The organism is Streptomyces sp. NPDC056835, assembly GCF_042789485.1.
In the GTDB taxonomy this organism is placed as follows: domain Bacteria; phylum Actinomycetota; class Actinomycetes; order Streptomycetales; family Streptomycetaceae; genus Streptomyces.
The window spans coordinates 26,858-43,536 of record NZ_JBHUBB010000001.1; the positions used below are offsets into that span (position 1 = coordinate 26,858).

The following is a 16,679-nucleotide window of genomic DNA, read 5'->3' on the forward strand; positions in this document are numbered from 1 at the left end:
GCGACCATTCGCGGTTACCTTCTACGGCTGCTCCAGATGATGGCGGCGGCCAGGATCAGTGCCGCGCGGGTGTGGTGCGATGTGGTTGGGGGCTGGTTGCGGCCGGGTTTCGTTCCGCTTGTCGCGCTATGCGGGGTGAGGCCGTCGCCCGCGAGGTTGCGCAGGATTTCGCGTCCCTGTTGAAGGCTTCCGGGAGCGGCGATCATGAGTTCGAGTGCGGTACGGGCGGCCTGCTGCTCGGAAAGGGTCTCCTGGGCGAGGCCGAACATGATGGTGCGCAGGTTCTCTTCGAAGACGTCCGTGATGGACAGTTCGGGACACAGGTGACGGATGGATCCTTCGAGGTTGGCGAAGGATTTTCCGAGGAGGGCGATGACGGGGCTGGACTGGATACCTCGGCGGGTGGCGTGGGTGAGAACGGCGGTGAGGGTGACACCGAAGTTGAGTCCTTCCAGCGAGGCGGAGGTGACCTTCGGGACGAGGGCGGCCATGTCGGTGCGGAAGCCGGCCAGGTCGGCCCAGGCGGTGGGGTGTCCCATCTCGGTCCAGGTTTTCGCCAGGCCGGTGCCGTCGTTGGCGGCCACGTTGAGCAGGGCCAGGACGAGGCTCCTGCTGACGTTGGCATCGACGCGGCCGACCATGCCCCAGTCGATCAGGTGGGCCGGGTGCCCGGGCGCGACGAAGACGTTTCCCGGGTGGGGGTCGGCGTGGAAGTAGCGGTCGAGGAAGAAGCCCCGGAACATGAACGCCATCAGGTCCCGCCCGATGCCGGTGCGCTCGTCGGTCGTGAACGTCTCGGGACCGGCGTCCCGGATCGATGTGCCGGGGGCGAGGGACTGCACCAGGACCCGCCGGGTGGGGTCGAGCAGGATCTCGGGAACGGTCAGGTGCTTGAAGTCCTCGGTCAGGCGGCGGGCTGTGCGCATGTTGGCGGCCTCCTTGCGGAAGTCGCTCTCGCCCTCCATGGCGTCGAAGAGCACACCGAGCATGGCCGGCAGGTCGATCACCGTGGTGAACCGGGGTGCGGCCCGGGCGATCATGCGGGCCGCCCGCCGCAGGACGGCCATGTCCTGGGCCATGACCGTCTCCACGCCGGGGCGCTGGATCTTCACCGCGGCCGGTGTGCCGTTGGGCAGAACGGCGCGGTAGACCTGGGCCAGCGACGCCGCCCCGAGCGGCGTACCGGTGTCGATCTCGCGGAACAGGCGCGGCCAGCGGGCGCCGAAGTCCTGGGCCAGGACGGGCTCGAACACGTGGAACGGCACCGGGGTGACCTGGTCATGGAGCTGTTCGAACTCCGCGATCATCGCAGGGGGCACGAAGTCGGGGCGGGTGGAGAGCATCCACCCCCTCCTGTGCGTCACCGGCTGGGCGTCGATCACCGACCGGGCGCCGCCGCCCGCGGTCTGGCGGGTGGCCGCCTCCCTGGAGCTGTTCCACGCCTTCGCCCTCATCCACGACGACATCATGGACAAGTCCGACACCCGTCGCGGCCGGCCCACCGCCCACCGCGCCCTGGCCGCCCACCACGCACACCACCCGGACGCCGACGCCCTCGGGGTGAACACCGCGATCCTGCTGGGCGACCTCGCCCTCGGCTGGTCCTACGAACTCCTGCACACCAACGACACCCGGCTCCACCGGACCTGGAAGCTGCTGAACGCGCTACGCACCGAAACCCTGACCGGCCAGTACCTGGACCTGACCGCGACAGGAGATCCGACGGCCGACGTGGACACGGCGTGGCGCATCATCCGCTACAAGACGGCCAAGTACACCATCGAGCGTCCCCTGCATCTGGGCGCGGCCCCGGCCGACGCCGACCCCACCCAACTGCGGTCCCTGTCCGCCTACGCGATCCCGCTCGGTGAAGCGTTCCCGCTGCGCGACGACCTCCTCGGCGTCTACGGCAACCCCGAGCAGAGCGGCAAGTCCACCCTGGACGACCTGCGCGAGGGCAAGCACACCGTGCTGGTCGCCACCGCCCTCGACCGGGCGACCCCTGCCCAGCGGCGCACTCTGAAAGGCCTCCTGGGCGCCCCCTCCCTCGACCAGGCCGCGGCGGACACGCTGCGAGCGGTACTGATCGCCACGGGGGCGGCGGCCGCCGTCGAACAGATGATCACCGACCGGCTCCACGCCGCCCAACGAGCACTGGACGGCAGCGCCCTGCGGCCCGCCGCCACCACAGCACTGTGCCGTCCCGCCGCCTCGACGGCTGTCCGTGCGTCCTGGCAAAGAGACGACGGCCCGTCTGCGATCGGCCTCACCAGCCACCTGCTCCGCGTCATGGAGTCCCCCGCCACCGAGCCGACGGAGGGTCAGACCGGCCCGGTCGCCGCGCTGCGGTCACTGATGGCCTCGGTACAGGCCGTCGCCACCCCGACCCAGCTCTCCCGGTTCGTCGAGGCCCACCGCAAATGGTTCCACGATCTGCTCTCCTACAACCGCGAACTGCTCATCGACGGAACCACCCGCAACATCGTAATGCTGCTCGCCCGCCTGAACAACTGCCCGCCCGAACAGGCCGTCCACCAAGCCGTGGCCCTGCGAGACCGCCTGACGACACTGTTCCTGCGGCTGCGCGAGCAGGAGGACCCCAAGCTGAGCGCCCCCGGAAGGGCCTACGTCGCGGACCTCGCCCACGCGATCCGGTCCAACCTCGACTGGGGCTCGCACTCCCCCCGCTACACCGTCGTGACCCCGCGTACCCAGCTCCCCCCGCCGAATCCCGCCCCCATTCCCCTGACACTCACCGACCACCCCAGCGACCCCAGCACCGAACCCCTGCCCCACCCCTCGATCGCCTGGTGGTGGCAACAACTGCGCACGTGATCGGCCCCGGAGTCCTCTCCCTGATTCCCGATGCCCCCACCAGGAACTGCCCGCGTTCAGCGGAGCTGCCGAGGATGTCAGCTACCGGGCCGGGCAGGGCCGTTGGCCGCTGGGCCCTCGATTGGGTCCGCGGGCCCTGCGTTTGGGCCCGGGCTCACCCTTAGGCTGCTGTCGCTTGGGGGAACGGGTGGTGACGTCGGCGAGGAGAGCAGATGAAGGGCTCCGGCAGGTTTCAGATATGGCATGAGCATGACGGAGCGCGAAGTGGCCGGCGGCTTGGTGGGCTTGGGGACAGAGGTCAGAGCGGTGCCGAGTACGCCGCGATGGTCGGTGTCGTCTCACTGGTCGTGGCGGCGATCGTCGGTCTGAGCGTGCCCGCCGACGAGGCGACCGGGCTGAAGAGCGCGGTGTGCCGAATACTCCACCCGCTCAGCGGCGCCGAGGCGTGCTCCACGGGCGACTACGCGGGCGACGACAGTGACGGGGGCGACGGAGGGGGTGACGGAGGCGGGGGTCCCGGCGATCCCTTCGTACCCAACGGCGACCCCTTCGAGCCCGCGAAGTGTCTCCTGTCCCAGGACCAGACCAAGGACACCGTCGTCATCCAGGTGGCCTTCATCAAGATCAGCGCCTCGGAGACGGTCAAACTCCAGCAGTGGTCCGACGGAACCGTCACTCTGGAGCGGGTGAATGAGACCGGGGGCGGGGTAACGGCCAGCATCTCCGCGGGGATTCCGGGACTGAAGGACTGGGGCGGCAGCGCTTCGCTGAGCGGCAGCTATATGGCGGGCAGCGGTAACGGCGGGCAGTGGCTGTTCAACGGGAACAAGACCGGCGATCCCCAGGCGGATCTGGCGGCCAACCTGGAGGACGCACAGCAGTTCGCCGCGTACCTCAAGGCGAACGACGGTTGCAAATACCAGAGCGGCTACAACCCCGGGGCGGCGATGGCAGCCTGCCAAGGGGACGCGGCCGCCAAGAAACCCGATCTCGCCCCGGAGTTGGCGCCGGACGTCGACATCACCAAGACCTCCACCGAGGCATCCGGTGGAGTGAGCTTCGGCAAGTCCTTCAAGAGCAACGGCAAGAGCGGCAAGGACACCAAGGGCGGTAAGGACGGCAAGGGCGCCGACGGCCCCAAGGACCTCGGCAGCATCTCCTTCGAAGGGCTGTCCGGCTCGATGACCGAGGACGTGGTCGTCATGCGCGCCAAGACCGGCCCGGACGCCGGCAAGATCACATTCGTCTACACCTTCTCCGTCAGCGGCACGGCCGGCGGCGTCGCACAGGCCAAGGGCAGCAGGATGCAGCAGGTCGCGGTCACCTACGACGCCGCCGCCTACGACCAGGAGGAGAAGGACGGCAAACCACACCGCCCGCAGAAACTGACGATCACCACCAGCCAGGAATCCGGCGACGGACCCGGCATCCAGACCGGCGCGGGAGCCAACGCCGGCCCCGTGACCATCGACATCGGCGGCGGCGGCGGAACCATCAACTCACAGATCCACACCGAGTCCGCCGAGGTCACCCTCGACAACGACGCCGACAGCACCGCCGTCGAGGACTGGCTGCGCGGACGCGGCGACACCCCCGCAAGCAACCCACTGCCCACCCCCTCCGACGCCGCCGAAGCACTGGACGACGACGCGGGCCCCATCGAACGCCTCCTGCACGACAAGGGCAAACTCACCCGCCTCGACTACAACGCCAACACCGACTGGTGGAACGCCTCACTCGGCATCGGCTTCGGCATCTCCGCCGGACAGCTCACCCTCGGCTTCAAACTCTTCGGCATCGACATCACCCATGAGCAGAAGACGCAGACGATCACCGGCGACCCGACCTACGCCACCGGCCCGCAGAGCGGCGGCGCCCGCCCCTGGATGGAGTGGAAGAACTGCACACGGACCAAGCCCATCCCCACGTGAGATCGGCACGGGCCGCGCAAAGCGCGGCCGTGCGGCCGGACCTCGCTCAAGCCATGGTCTCCGGCGCGATCTCGGCGATCAGTCCCTCGACGCGCTTCTTGATCTCGTCGCGGATCGGGCGTACGGCCTCGACGCCCCGGCCCGCCGGGTCGTCCAGCGTCCAGTTCAGGTAACGCTTGCCCGGGAAGACCGGGCAGGTGTCGCCGCAGCCCATGGTGATACAGACGTCGGACTCCTTGACGGCGTCCACGGTGAGGATCTTGGGGGTCTCGGCGGAGATGTCGATACCCACCTCCGCCATCGCCGCGATCGCGGCCGGGTTGACCGCGTCGCCGGGGTTGGAGCCCGCCGAGCGGACCTCGACGCGATCTCCGGCGAGGTGGGTCAGCCAGGCGGCTGCCATCTGGGAACGGCCGGCGTTGTGGACACAGACGAACAGCACAGAAGGCTTGTCGGACATCAGGCGGTCTCTCTTGTCTCGCATGTCTCGCGACGAGGTCAGGCGCACATGACATCAGCACCAGATGGCATCAGCCACCACCGATGTGAGAGTATCAGCCCATGATGACGTCAGTCGACACTGACCTGATCCGGGTGCTGGCAGACCCGCTCAGGCTCCGGATCGTGACCCTGCTCGCCCACGAGACCCTTTGCACCACGCACCTGGTCGAGGAGACCGGTGCCAAGCAGACCAACCTCTCCAACCACCTGCGCGTGCTGCGCGAAGCCAGGGTGGTGGAGACGGAACCGTGCGGACGCTTCACGTACTACAAGCTCCGACCGGACGTCATCGAAGCCGTGGCAGGTTCCTTCACCGATCTGGCCACGGCCGCCCGTGCCACCCGAGCGGCCGGCACGAAGAGGGCCTGTCCGTGACCAGCACCCAACCGAACACCACCGCCCCCGCCGCCCCCACCGCCCCCACCGCCCCCACCGCCCCCACCGGGACGGGAGACGACTCGGTCGTCGCGAAGCTCTCGACCCTCGACCGCTTCCTGGCCGTGTGGATCCTCCTCGCCATGGGTCTCGGCCTGGGCCTGGGCCGGCTGATCCCGGGGCTGAACGACGCTCTCGCCAAGGTGGAGATCGGCGGCATCTCCCTGCCGATCGCCGTGGGCCTGCTGATCATGATGTATCCGGTCCTGGCCAAGGTCCGTTACGACAAGCTCGACGCGGTCACCGGCGACCGCAAGCTGATGGTGTCCTCGCTGGTCATCAACTGGATCGTCGGCCCGGCCGTGATGTTCGCGCTGGCCTGGATCTTCCTCCCCGACCTGCCGGAGTACCGCACCGGCCTGATCATCGTCGGCCTCGCCCGCTGCATCGCGATGGTCATCATCTGGAACGACCTGGCCCGCGGCGACCGCGAAGCCGCCGCCGTCCTCGTCGCCCTCAACTCCGTGTTCCAGGTCATCGCGTTCGGCCTGCTGGGCTGGCTCTACCTCGACCTGCTGCCCAACTGGCTGGGCCTGGGCGGCGGTCAGAGCCTGGACATCTCGATGGGAAAGATCGCTCTGAACGTGGTCGTCTTCCTCGGCGTCCCCTTGCTGGCCGGCTTCCTCACCCGCCGTATCGGCGAGAAGAAGATGGGCCGCGAAGGCTACGAGGCGACGTTCCTGCCGAAGATCGGCCCCTGGGCCCTCTACGGTCTGCTCTTCACCATCGTCATCCTCTTCGCGCTCCAGGGGAGGACGATCACCTCGCGGCCGCTCGACGTCGCCCGCATCGCACTCCCGCTCCTGGTCTACTTCGCCGTCATGTGGGCGGGATCCTTCCTGCTCGGCAAGACGCTCGGGCTCGCCTACGACCGCACCGCCACGCTGGCGTTCACCGCGGCCGGCAATAACTTCGAACTCGCCATCGCGGTCGCCATCGCCACCTTCGGCGTCACCAGCGGCCAGGCACTCTCCGGAGTCGTCGGCCCGCTCATCGAGGTACCCGTACTGATCGGGCTCGTCTACGTATCGCTCGCCTGGCGAAAGAGATTCGCCGCCACGGCCCTCACCACCCCCGCGCGACAGTACTGACGCACGGCGCGCGCCCGGGCCGGGGGTATCCCGGGCCGGGCCGGGCCGGGCCGACCCGGGCCGGGATAGGGCATCCGTGCCCGAGTCAGCCGTGCTGGTGCTGGACGAGCTCGGGCGGTGTCCTGCTCATGTACCAGCCCTCGACACGGGGTCCGACCAGGTCGGACGGCCAGCCCGCCGTCTCGACGGCGGCATCGTAGACGGCGTCACCGAACGCCACGATGGCCTGGTGCGGGTCCGCTGTCTCCCTGAGCACGGCCCACGGCAGACGAACCAGACCGGCGTCGGGATGCCAGGCGGCGCCCTCAACACCCCAGGACCGGCCTCCGAGACCGTCCGGCTGGGGCCAGATGTACGCGTACATGCCGACGTTCGGCGCCTTGGCGTCCCCGAAGGAGAATCCCACCGACACGTACGCGTCGAGCTGGGCGTTCTGCATGAACGGCGGCTGGTGGGGCGGCGGCACGGTGGGCTGCGCCCGGAAACGCGTGGCTGACAGGTCGAAGCCGCCCCACATCACACCGACTCGGGGGCGGTGCCCCAGGAAGGGGGCCTGCCACGCCTCAAGCCCGTCAGCGGCAAGGTTCAGCGCTGTCCAGATCAGCCGGGCCGCATGGCCGTCCCAGGTGCGTTCGACCTGATCGTCCTCGAAGCGCGGCGGGGCATCCGGAATCTCACAGATCAACGAGGTGCGCGGTCGGTGGATGCCGAGCTCTTCCGCCGCGTCGCAGAACGACGCGTAGAACGTGGCGACCGATCCCTTGGACAACGGCACCGTCCGCGAGCCGTTGTCGGCCTCGATGACCACGCCACCGTCGAGCAAGTCGTAGTGCACCGCGAAGGTCACGCCTCGCTGCCGAAGGGTTGGCGTACTGAGCCCCCGGGGGGTGACATCGAGAACGATGTTTCCCCAGCCGACTTCGAAGGGCTCGTCGAGGGTGTACTTGCCCGCGACCTGTACCACCCGGTTCACGTAGTCGACCATGGGCGCCAGGTCCTCATGGACCAGCGTCGGCCACGCGTTGAGACGTTCGCTCACGGGGAGCCTCCCAGCGTGTCGATGGGATCAGCGGGACGTGGCGGCAGGCGCTGCGCCCGCTCCCACCGTGCGGCGACGGGCGGGCCTCACCGCGATCCAGTACCAATTCTCACACGCGGGTCAGGGTCCTGCCCGCTCCGTGAACAGAGCCACCACGGCCGCGGAACAGAGCCACCACGGCCGCGGCTGAACACCGACGGCGGTACTCACGCCGCGGGCTGTTTCAGCAGCTGGCCCATCGCCGCCAGGACGGACGGCGCGACGCGGTAGTACACCCAGGTCCCGCGCCGCTCCGAGGTGAGCAGGCCCGCCTCGCGGAGCTTCTTCAGGTGATGGGAGACGGTCGGCTGGGACACCCCGACGTCCGAGATGTCGCAGACGCACGCCTCGCCGCCCTCGTGCGAGGCGACCAGCGAGAACAGCCGCAGCCGTACGGGGTCGCCGAGCGCCTTGAACATCGCGGCGGTACGCACCGCTTCCTCGGCCGTGAGCGCCCGCTCGGACAACGGCGGGCAGCATGGCGCCACGTCCGGCTCGACGAGCGGCAGCACTCTCGTATTCGACATACGTCTATGTTGACACACATCGAATCAGCCGCGCCGCGACGTCGGCGCGCTCCACGGCAAATCCCCTTGCTTCGACGAATGTCTATGTTGACAGTCATCGAAACAGCTGGAACCCTGACGCCGTAAGCCATCGACAAACATCGAAACAAGAGGGAGTCGCCGTGACTGTGCCGATGACCGAGGCGCCCGCCACCGGCCTGCCCACCGTGGTGATCGGAGCAGGCCCGATCGGCCTGGCCGCCGCCGCCCACCTGGTCGCACGCGGCGTCGAGCCGCTGGTCCTGGAGGCCGGGGACGGTGCGGGCAGCGCCGTACGCGAGTGGAGCCACGTCCGCCTCTTCTCCGCCTGGGCCGAGGTGGTCGACCCGGCCGCCGAGAAGCTTCTCTCCCCCACCGGCTGGACCGCGCCCGACGGCGCCACGTACCCGACCGGCGGTGACTGGGCCGCCCTCTATCTCCAGCCGCTCGCCGACGCCCTCGGCACCAGGGTCCGCTTCGGCGCCCGCGTCACCGGCGTATCCCGCCTCGGCCGCGACCGCGTCGTGGACGCCGACCGCGAGCGGCAGCCCTTCACCGTCCACATCGTCCACACGGACGGCACCGAGGAGCGGATCACCGCGCGCGCCGTCATCGACGCCTCCGGCACCTGGTCCACCCCCGGCCCCATCGGCGGCGACGGACTGCCCGCGCTCGGCGAGCGCACGGCGGCCGACCGGATCTCCTACCGCGTCCCCGACCTCAAGTCCCCAGCCGTACGGGCCCGGTACGCGGGCAGGCGTACCGCCGTCATCGGCTCCGGCGCGTCCGCCTTCACCGCCCTGGCCTCCTTGGCCGACCTCGCCAAGGAGGCCCCCGGCACGCACGCGGTATGGATTCTGCGCCGCGGCGTCAGCGGCTCCACCTTCGGCGGCGGTGAGGCCGACCAACTGCCCGCGCGCGGCGCGCTGGGGCTGGCCGCCAAGGCGGCCGTGGACAACGGATACGCCGACGCGGTCACCGGGTTCCGTACGACGAAGGTCGAGAACGACGACGAGCAGCTTGTCCTGACCGCCGAGGACGGCCGCCGCCTCGACCCGGTCGACGAGGTCATCGTCCTGACCGGCTTCCGCCCCGACCTGACCTTCCTCGAAGAGCTGCGCCTCGGCCTGGACGAGCGGCTTCAGGCACCGGTCGAGCTCGCCCCGCTGATCGACCCGAACGTCCACTCCTGCGGCACCGTCTACCCCCACGGCGCCAAGGAGCTGTCGCACCCGGAGCCGGACGTCTATCTGGTCGGCATGAAGTCCTACGGCCGGGCCCCGACGTTCCTGGCCATGACCGGTTACGAGCAGGTCCGTTCCATCGCCGCCGCCCTCGCCGGGGACCAGGAGGCCGCCGCACGCGTCGAACTGACCCTGCCGGAGAGCGGCGTATGCGGCGGCGCGGGGCTCTTCGACGAACCCGACACGTCCGCGGCGGACGGCAACGGCGGAGGTTGCTGCGCCGCCCCCACCACACTCCGGATCGGTGCCCCGGCGCCGTCCGGCGGCTGCTGACCCCCTCACCCCCCAGCAGGAGAGGTGTACGTCGTCAAAGCCAGTGGACCACCTCCTGCTCCCGGCCCGCCGCGTCGGTCCTGGTTTCTCAGCGATCGCCGCTGAGGCGCCGGACCTTGACCGCGTTGTCCGTGCGGGTGGCCGGCCGGCCGTCGGGGGCGGTCTGGGTCCGTTCGTGTTCCTCGCTCAGAAGTACCTCCCACTGGCCGTCCGGGAGTTGGAGGGATTCCAGGACCTCGTCCGGCTTGGGGAAGTACACGGCGGGGTCGGGGTTCTGCTCCCAGGAGGGGAATCCCGCGTGCCCGGCGATCAGGAGCACACCGCCGGGGGCGGTGGCCGAGGCCGCGGTCCGCAGGACCTCCTCCCGGGACGTGTCACCGCGGAAGTAGAGGAAGTGGGCGGAGACGAGGTCGAAGGTTCCGGCGGGGAAGGAGGTGGCGAGGTCGTGTCGCCGCCAGTCGATACGGTCGCCGACCCCGGCCGCCGCCGCGTGCCGGACCGCGCGGTCCAGGGCGACCTGGGAGATGTCGGTGGCGGTGACTCGCCAGCCGCGCCGGGCGAGCCAGATCGCGTCGGCTCCCTCGCCGCAGCCGAGGTCCAGGGCGCTGCCCGGTTCCAGGGCGGTGGCTTCCCGTACCAGTACGGTGTTGGGGTTTCCGCTCCAGACGCGGTCGTTCTCGCCGTAGCGGGTGTCCCAGAACGCCTCGTCCGAGATGCTTACGTGCGTCATCGGTGTGTTCTCCTTCGTATCGGAACGCTCGCGGGTGCGGATGGGGACGCCCGCGGGCGATCCGGTCGGTGATGGTCTTCCCCGTACGGGGTCACAGCCCGTGCCCGTACGGGGTCACAGCCCGTGCCCGGAGCCACCGAGCACGCGGTGCTCCGCGGCCTCCCGCTCCCGCCTCGGGGAGAAGGGATCGCGGCGGGCGGCGACGGCCCGGCGCGTGTCCTCGGCGATCAGGTCGGCGTTGACCGCCCCGGCGGCGCGTACGCCCGTGGCGGCGGCTCCGAGGACCTGCCCCATCAGATCGGTGACATTGCCGGCCACCCACACCCCCGGCACGGCCGTCGCGCCGACCGGGTCGGAGGCGATGTACGTACCGATCAACTCGCCGTCCCTCGCCAGCTCGACGGGGGCCAGGCCCAGACTCGTGAGCAGGTCCGCACGGGCGGTGAAGCGCGGCGCGACCACCAGAGCGCGGACGGGGACCGTCCGTCCGCCGGCCAGGGTGACGCCGGTGAGCCGGTCGTCCGTCACCTCCAGACCGGTCACCTCGCCGTCCACCACCGCGATGTCACGGGCGGCGAGCTGCTCGTACTCCTCCTCGCCCGGGTCGGGCGCGGTGTGCCGGAACAACGTCACCTCGCTGCTCCACTGCCGCCACATCAGTGCCTGGTGCGCGGCGAGCCGCCCGGTCGCGAGGACGCCGATCGGCTGGTCGCGTACCTCCCAGCCGTGGCAGTACGGGCAGTGAAGCACCTCGCGTCCCCACCGCTCGGCCACGCCGGGCACCGGAGGCAGTTCGTCCACCAGCCCGGTGGTCACCAGCAGCCGTCGCGCCAGGACCGTGGTCCCGTCCGCCAGAGCGACACGGAAGCCGCCGGTGTCCAGACGCTCGGCCGCCACGGCGTCGCCCGCCATGATCTCGCCGCCGTAACCGGTCACCTCCGCACGGCCCGCGGCCAGCAGCTCCGAAGGGGGTGTGCCGTCACGCGTCAGAAAGTTGTGGACGTGGGACGCCGGGGCGTTGCGCGGCCGGCCCCCGTCGATCACCAGTACCGACCGCCGTGCCCGCGCCAGGGCCAGCGCCCCGCTCAGCCCGGCGGCTCCCCCGCCCACGACCACGACGTCATGGCGGCGCTCCCCGACCCGAGGGGCGATGGTCCCGTTCTGTCTTGTTTGATCACTCATGCGCACTATTACCTCCGTTCACTGGAGATGGTCCGCCCGCACTCCGCCCTTCGACAAACCTCTTTGCTGGTTCGGCAAAGAGGGAGGGTGTGCCGGGTGTGCTCCATGTCCGGGTGGAGGCGGGTGTCCGTTGTCAGTGGGCGCTGGCACCATGACGGCATGAAGACCTACAACTGGCGCCCTTTCCTTGAGCGGTGGAGTGCGGACTGGCTCGACTCGCCCGGCGTGCGGGGGCGCGGAGACGTGGACGAGACGGTCCTCCGGGACCGGTGGCTGGGGTTCCCTGCCGCGGGGGAGGACCGGATCACCGAGCTGGAGGCGCGGTTGGGGGTGACGCTGCCGCCCACCTTCCGGTCGTTTCTGGCGACCACCGACGGGTGGCGGCCGGCGGGGACGGCCGTGAGCCGGGTGGGCGCGGCGGAGGGCGTCCACTGGTACGGGGACCCCGACGGCCTTCAGGCGGTCGATGAGGGCGCGCTGGACGAGCATGCCTCCGAGGAGGAGGTGCTGAGGGCCGGTATGTGGGGCAGGGCGCTGCGGTTGTCCGCCGCCCCCGACACGGTCGAGGTCCTGCTCGACCCCGGCGATCCGGACGCCAATGGGGAGTGGGCCGCCTATCTCCACCGGGGCGGGGCGGGCGGCGAACGGCCCGAGCGCCACGGATCGTTCATGGATCTCATGCAGGCCCTGTTCCGTGAGTTCCACCGCGCTCAGAGTGACGGTCCGGGGTTCGTGAACGAGACGACGCGCGAACTCGACGCCGATGTCGAAGAGGCGCGGTTGGCCTGTCTGGACGGTGCGGACATCGACGGAGCGCTCGAACTGCTCACCGAGGCGGACGAGTGCGGCCGGCCCCGCGCCCGTGGGCTGCGGGTCCAGATGGAGGCGATGCTGAGTGGTGGGGGGCGCGGGGGCGTCGACCGTGCGGGCAGCGGAGGCGGCTGGGGTGATGACCGTCCGGGCAGCGGGGGCGGCGGCATCGTCGGCGAATCGACGGATCTCCGTGTCGTCGGACGGATGGACGATCCGTTGTACGCGCGCGAGCTTCTGCCGCTGGCCGCGCTTGAGCACCTACGGGTGGGCCATGACGAGGCGAAGTTCCTCCGGTCCCCCGACGGGCGTGATCACGGCGGGGACGACCGGAAGCAGGCGCTGGCCCTGCTGCGGGAGATCGATGAGCGTACGTTCAGGTACGAGGCTCCCGGGCCCTTCGGCGACGCGGTCTTCTCGGCGCGTGAACAGGCGCGATGGGGCGATACGGACGGCGCGTGGCGCACGCTGGCGGCGGCCGTGGCCGGCTGGGAGCCGTACGGCGAGGAGCACTTGGCTCCCGTCGGGCTGCTCGCCGACCCCCTCCTCGGGCCGGTGATCACCGCGGAGCGCGGGCGGTACCTCCTGGAGACTCCCCGGGCCGGCGGGCAGGGCGCGGCGGACGACGGTGATGTGCCGGCTCCCCGGGCGAGGCTGGACGGGCTCGGCTGGCTCGCCGAGGACACCCGGCCACCGGCGCCGGATGCCTATCGCTTCGTCCTCGTCCACGATGTCTCGCCGCAGGAGCTGGCCGACCGGATCGGCCAGGGGCCGCTGTTGGCGCCGTGCGACGAGTCGGAGGCGGGGCAGGCCATACGGATCGGATCATGCGGCGTCTGGGGAGCGGACTCGGGGAAGTGGAGTTTCGCGTTCGAGAGCGGGCGGAATAGTACGGAGCCGCCGAGTGAGGCGGTCTCGCGGGGCACGAAGTCGGTGACGGTGTGGTGCGAGCGCGGTGGCCGGTCCGCGGCGCTCCCCGGAATCTTCCACTTCTCCTACGCGGAGGACGGGGAGCGCGTGTACGGATTCACCGTGCGCGACGGAGAGACCGAGGAGTGGGGGGTGATTCTCGACGCGCTCGACCCCGGGCATCTCTTCCCGGACGCGGGTCCCGGCTGGGACGAGGACTCCGACGGGAACTTCGACGGGGACTCCGACAGGGACTCCGACGAGGGCTCGGAGGGCAGTTGGGCCCTGGATCCCGATGACGAGTACGAGAGTCTCGACGCCATCTCGGAGGTGTTCGGGGTCTCCTTGCCGCGCTTCGCGCTGCGCCAGGGGCGACTGCACGCGATCGCGCCCTCATGACCTCGATCAGGCCGCGGTAACCGAGCGGGACCGACGATGCCCCGCTCGGCTCCTCTCCCAGAGGTGGGAGGGAAGCCGAGCGGGGCACAACGCCCGGCCCGGACCTCGCGGTTGGGCAGGTGCTGACCGTTCTAACCGATCAGGGCTCGCACCATGCGGCAGGTGGTGTCCGACGGCGGGTGGATCCCGATCCGGGCCGCCGTCCTCCGTATCCTGCCGTTGTTCGCGTTCGCCGGGTGGTACACGCCCGAGTCGAGCAGGGCGATGGCGAGGCGCATGGCCTTGAGCCGGCGGTTATGGGTCTCGTACCACTCACGGGGCCGGCCCGCGGGCAGTGGCTTGCGCTTGAGGGTTGGCTGACTCTCGAAGGGTTTCGTCGGCATGGTGGCAACGGCCATCGGCGACCTCCCGGCGCGGTGGTTGTTCCCTCACGAACTACCTCCATTTTACCGCGCCCCACTGACAATCGCCCCTGGCCAGAGGCTATTTGACGGGTACCCCGCGACCTCCGGCTCAGGAGACTAGACGCGGTCGGCCGCGATCAGGAGGTACTGGAAGGAGCCGTCCTTGTAGGAGTTGATGAACGCTTCCTCGATGCCCGTGACCAGTGAGGACGTGGCCCGCAGCTCCCAGTAGGGCAGGGTCGCGGGAGTGAGGTCGACAACGGCCTGCGGCACGAGCCGGTTGTCGGCCATGGCGCGCAGGTACTCCCGGCGGGAGTGGATGTTGCACTCGAAGTGCGCGTTGATCTGGGACACCCACTTCGAGGGCTGGCCGTAACGCGGGTTCCAGCAGCCGGTGATGGTCACGTAGCGACCGCCGACCGCGAGGACGCGGGAGTGCTCGGCGAAGAGGTCGCCCAGGTCGACGTACATACTGGACTCGTTGTTCCAGGAGGCCGCGGCCTGCCCGGTCTCGAAGGGCGTACCGAGCATGTTGCAGACGCGGGCGCGAACGTGGTCCTCGATGCCGAGCTCGCCGGCACGCCGGTTGGCGAACTCTGCCTGTTTGGCCGACAGTGTGACGCCCTCGACCTTGCACCCGAAGCGCTGGTGGGCCATGACCATCGAACCGCCGCGGCCGCACCCGGCGTCCACGAGGGTGTCGTCACGCTCGATGGGGCCGAGGTGGTCCAGGAGGAGTTCGGCCTGTGCCGACTCCAGGCGGTGGAGCTCGGCGATCAGCTTCTTCTCGTAGGCGCTGTCCTCGACGTCGCCCAGGGCGGCATGGTCGACGTCGCCGATGCCGTAGTGGTGGTGGTAAAGACCGTCGACATCGCCGAGACGCAGGTTCACCGGCCTCGCCTCGTGGTCCCAGTAGCGGGCGATGTCCCCCTGGTAGGGCGTCGCCGGAGAGGGGATGAACACGGAGGTGCTGATGCCGGTCCGGGCGGCGACAGTGGTGGTGGTGAGCTCGGCGTTGGTCACTGATGAATCCATTCTTCTTACCAGAAGTCGGGCAGGCTGTAGCGGTAGGTATTGGTCTGGTGCCAGTAGTGGTTGCCGTCGACCCACGCGGCCACCCCGCGCAGAAAGCGCCGCACGCTCGGAACGGGGCAGGCGGCGGCCAGGGCCTCGGCTTCGGCCTCGAAGTCACGCATGAGGTCGTTGTGGACCTCGACCGCCTTCAGGTAGGCCTCGCGGTCGGAAAGGTTCTCGCGTTCGGCGACCACCACCGGCAGGTTCAGATGCCGTCCGGGGGAGGCGAGTTCCTTGGTGTACGAGTACAGGTCGTTCACGATGGTGGTGGCGTTCCCGGCGAGCGCGATGACCCGCTGCGTGGCGGGCTGGGCGTGCAGGTCAGCCGGCAGTTCGTAGCCGCCGACGGTGTCGGTGATGGTCGGGCAGGGACGGAAGTTGTTGAACTGGCGCATCGCCAGGTATTCCCACACCTCGGGGACATGGTCCTGCTGGGCCCAGGCGGCCTCGGCGAGGTACCCCATGTGCAGCCGGGCCATGTCGTGCCGGAACCGGTCGGCCTGCGAGGGGCTTGCCTTCTGGAGGAAGTACTCCATGGCGGAGCGGTAGGCACGTCGGGGCGCGTCCGAATGAAGCGACTCCGCCCACTGAGGCTGGTACTCCTTCGTCGTGTGCAGGGGGTCGAGGGCGGTGTGCGCCAGCAGAAGGCGTTCACCGAGGCCGACGGGCGAGCCTCCGTGGTCCTCGCAGTAGCAGTCGTCCACCGCGTTCTCGGCGACCATCAGGCGTGTGGCGAGCATCAGGTGGTCGACGGTGGGGGCGTCCGGATGGCAGGCGACCATGTAGCGCCCCACGGAGAAGCCGTCGAACTGGTCCTCCCAGTCGTCGGGGTACAGGTCGACCTCGTCCAACGCCCAGGCCTTGATCCTGCGGCTGACCTCCTCCACCCGCACGGGGTCGGGCTCCGGCACCGGGTGGTGGTAGAGGCCCGGGACGGGGTTGCCTTCCGCCGGAGTCGATGTCAGTGCCGGGGGCGTCGGCGGCTCCTCGTACCGGGTCAGGTGCAGGCTCGCCGTGCCGAGGCCGCTGGGGCCACGCAGGATCCGTTCCAGGACGGCGTTCGGTGTCCGCGCCCCGGCGGCAGGGACGTCCACGGGGGGCGGGCCGGTGGTGGCGGCTTCGATGTCGCGGGCGCGGGCGGCGGCGTCGGCGAGTACGTACGCCCCGAACTGGCCGGCAGCTCCAGGCAGGCTCGACTGCGGAGGAAAGAACTCAGGGTCGGGCATCCATGGTTCCTT

15 protein-coding genes are annotated in these 16,679 nt (G+C 70.0%); 6 read left to right on the top strand and 9 right to left on the bottom strand.

Features of this window, described 5'->3' with window-relative positions:
• Window positions 1-14: 14 nt before the first annotated feature.
• Window positions 15-1,343: an ABC1 kinase family protein gene (locus ACFRMN_RS00145; protein ID WP_383010848.1), complete on the bottom strand. Its 1,329-nt coding sequence runs from the start codon at window positions 1,341-1,343 to the stop codon at window positions 15-17.
• Here ACFRMN_RS00145 and ACFRMN_RS00150 point away from each other — a divergent pair.
• Together ACFRMN_RS00150 and ACFRMN_RS00155 are read left to right on the top strand one after the other, a co-directional pair.
• A complete protein-coding gene (locus tag ACFRMN_RS00150) occupies window positions 1,333-2,835 on the top strand; it encodes a polyprenyl synthetase family protein (protein ID WP_383010850.1) in 1,503 nt (500 codons plus the stop codon). The genes ACFRMN_RS00145 and ACFRMN_RS00150 overlap by 11 nt on opposite strands.
• A gap of 323 nt (window positions 2,836-3,158) precedes the next feature.
• Window positions 3,159-4,766 carry a hypothetical protein gene (locus tag ACFRMN_RS00155; RefSeq protein WP_383010853.1) on the top strand — a complete coding sequence of 536 codons (1,608 nt, stop codon included), beginning with the start codon at window positions 3,159-3,161 and terminating at the stop codon, window positions 4,764-4,766.
• Between the two features lie 46 nt (window positions 4,767-4,812).
• Here ACFRMN_RS00155 and ACFRMN_RS00160 read toward each other — a convergent pair whose 3' ends face one another.
• Window positions 4,813-5,226, bottom strand: coding sequence for an arsenate reductase ArsC (locus ACFRMN_RS00160; RefSeq protein WP_383010856.1), 414 nt, complete (start codon window positions 5,224-5,226; stop codon window positions 4,813-4,815).
• Between the two features lie 101 nt (window positions 5,227-5,327).
• On the opposite strand from ACFRMN_RS00160, the gene ACFRMN_RS00165 reads away from it, so the two are divergent.
• Window positions 5,328-5,642: an ArsR/SmtB family transcription factor gene (locus tag ACFRMN_RS00165; RefSeq protein WP_383010859.1), complete on the top strand. Its 315-nt coding sequence runs from the start codon at window positions 5,328-5,330 to the stop codon at window positions 5,640-5,642.
• Window positions 5,639-6,793, top strand: coding sequence for an ACR3 family arsenite efflux transporter (gene arsB / locus ACFRMN_RS00170; protein ID WP_383010862.1), 1,155 nt, complete (start codon window positions 5,639-5,641; stop codon window positions 6,791-6,793). The genes ACFRMN_RS00165 and arsB overlap by 4 nt, the downstream gene beginning before the upstream one ends.
• An 85-nt stretch (window positions 6,794-6,878) precedes the next feature.
• Here arsB and ACFRMN_RS00175 read toward each other — a convergent pair whose 3' ends face one another.
• Together ACFRMN_RS00175 and ACFRMN_RS00180 are read right to left on the bottom strand one after the other, a co-directional pair.
• The gene (locus tag ACFRMN_RS00175; protein WP_383010865.1) at window positions 6,879-7,832 is read right to left on the bottom strand and encodes a DUF5996 family protein; all 954 of its coding nucleotides are present in this window, start codon (window positions 7,830-7,832) and stop codon (window positions 6,879-6,881) included.
• A gap of 206 nt (window positions 7,833-8,038) precedes the next feature.
• A complete protein-coding gene (locus tag ACFRMN_RS00180; RefSeq protein WP_383010868.1) occupies window positions 8,039-8,398 on the bottom strand; it encodes an ArsR/SmtB family transcription factor in 360 nt (119 codons plus the stop codon).
• Window positions 8,399-8,571: 173 nt separating this feature from the next.
• Here ACFRMN_RS00180 and ACFRMN_RS00185 point away from each other — a divergent pair, with 173 nt between their 5' ends.
• A complete protein-coding gene (locus ACFRMN_RS00185; protein ID WP_383011986.1) occupies window positions 8,572-9,933 on the top strand; it encodes an NAD(P)-binding domain-containing protein in 1,362 nt (453 codons plus the stop codon).
• Between the two features lie 88 nt (window positions 9,934-10,021).
• Here the strand turns inward: ACFRMN_RS00185 and ACFRMN_RS00190 are convergent, their stop codons facing one another.
• Together ACFRMN_RS00190 and ACFRMN_RS00195 are read right to left on the bottom strand one after the other, a co-directional pair.
• The gene (locus tag ACFRMN_RS00190) at window positions 10,022-10,663 is read right to left on the bottom strand and encodes an SAM-dependent methyltransferase (protein ID WP_383010871.1); all 642 of its coding nucleotides are present in this window, start codon (window positions 10,661-10,663) and stop codon (window positions 10,022-10,024) included.
• Between the two features lie 114 nt (window positions 10,664-10,777).
• Window positions 10,778-11,845: an NAD(P)/FAD-dependent oxidoreductase gene (locus ACFRMN_RS00195; RefSeq protein WP_383010874.1), complete on the bottom strand. Its 1,068-nt coding sequence runs from the start codon at window positions 11,843-11,845 to the stop codon at window positions 10,778-10,780.
• Window positions 11,846-12,004: 159 nt separating this feature from the next.
• On the opposite strand from ACFRMN_RS00195, the gene ACFRMN_RS00200 reads away from it, so the two are divergent.
• A complete protein-coding gene (locus ACFRMN_RS00200) occupies window positions 12,005-13,963 on the top strand; it encodes an SMI1/KNR4 family protein (RefSeq protein ID WP_383010877.1) in 1,959 nt (652 codons plus the stop codon).
• A 131-nt stretch (window positions 13,964-14,094) separates the two neighbouring features.
• On the opposite strand, the gene ACFRMN_RS00205 is transcribed toward ACFRMN_RS00200, so the two are convergent.
• From ACFRMN_RS00205 to ACFRMN_RS00215, 3 genes are all read right to left on the bottom strand, one after another.
• The gene (locus tag ACFRMN_RS00205; protein ID WP_382873906.1) at window positions 14,095-14,361 is read right to left on the bottom strand and encodes a hypothetical protein; all 267 of its coding nucleotides are present in this window, start codon (window positions 14,359-14,361) and stop codon (window positions 14,095-14,097) included.
• Between the two features lie 123 nt (window positions 14,362-14,484).
• Window positions 14,485-15,402, bottom strand: a complete 918-nt coding sequence (locus ACFRMN_RS00210) for a geranyl diphosphate 2-C-methyltransferase (RefSeq protein ID WP_383010881.1) — start codon at window positions 15,400-15,402, stop codon at window positions 14,485-14,487.
• 5 nt (window positions 15,403-15,407) lie between these two features.
• Entirely contained in the window at window positions 15,408-16,667 is a 1,260-nt protein-coding gene (locus tag ACFRMN_RS00215) for a family 2 encapsulin nanocompartment cargo protein terpene cyclase (protein ID WP_383010884.1), read from the bottom strand.
• Window positions 16,668-16,679 lie beyond the last annotated feature (12 nt).

Bases quoted from the DNA above. Each gene is read 5' to 3' on its own strand.
- ACFRMN_RS00165 (WP_383010859.1), top strand. From the start codon at position 5,328: ATGATGACGTCAGTCGACACTGACCTGATCCGGGTGCTGGCAGACCCG.
- ACFRMN_RS00200 (WP_383010877.1), top strand. From the start codon at position 12,005: ATGAAGACCTACAACTGGCGCCCTTTCCTTGAGCGGTGGAGTGCGGAC.
- ACFRMN_RS00195 (WP_383010874.1), bottom strand. From the start codon at position 11,845: ATGAGTGATCAAACAAGACAGAACGGGACCATCGCCCCTCGGGTCGGG.
- ACFRMN_RS00215 (WP_383010884.1), bottom strand. From the start codon at position 16,667: ATGCCCGACCCTGAGTTCTTTCCTCCGCAGTCGAGCCTGCCTGGAGCT.
- ACFRMN_RS00155 (WP_383010853.1), top strand. From the start codon at position 3,159: ATGGTCGGTGTCGTCTCACTGGTCGTGGCGGCGATCGTCGGTCTGAGC.
- ACFRMN_RS00145 (WP_383010848.1), bottom strand. From the start codon at position 1,343: ATGCTCTCCACCCGCCCCGACTTCGTGCCCCCTGCGATGATCGCGGAG.
- ACFRMN_RS00205 (WP_382873906.1), bottom strand. From the start codon at position 14,361: ATGGCCGTTGCCACCATGCCGACGAAACCCTTCGAGAGTCAGCCAACC.
- ACFRMN_RS00160 (WP_383010856.1), bottom strand. From the start codon at position 5,226: ATGTCCGACAAGCCTTCTGTGCTGTTCGTCTGTGTCCACAACGCCGGC.
- ACFRMN_RS00180 (WP_383010868.1), bottom strand. From the start codon at position 8,398: ATGTCGAATACGAGAGTGCTGCCGCTCGTCGAGCCGGACGTGGCGCCA.
- ACFRMN_RS00210 (WP_383010881.1), bottom strand. From the start codon at position 15,402: ATGGATTCATCAGTGACCAACGCCGAGCTCACCACCACCACTGTCGCC.
- ACFRMN_RS00185 (WP_383011986.1), top strand. From the start codon at position 8,572: ATGACCGAGGCGCCCGCCACCGGCCTGCCCACCGTGGTGATCGGAGCA.
- ACFRMN_RS00190 (WP_383010871.1), bottom strand. From the start codon at position 10,663: ATGACGCACGTAAGCATCTCGGACGAGGCGTTCTGGGACACCCGCTAC.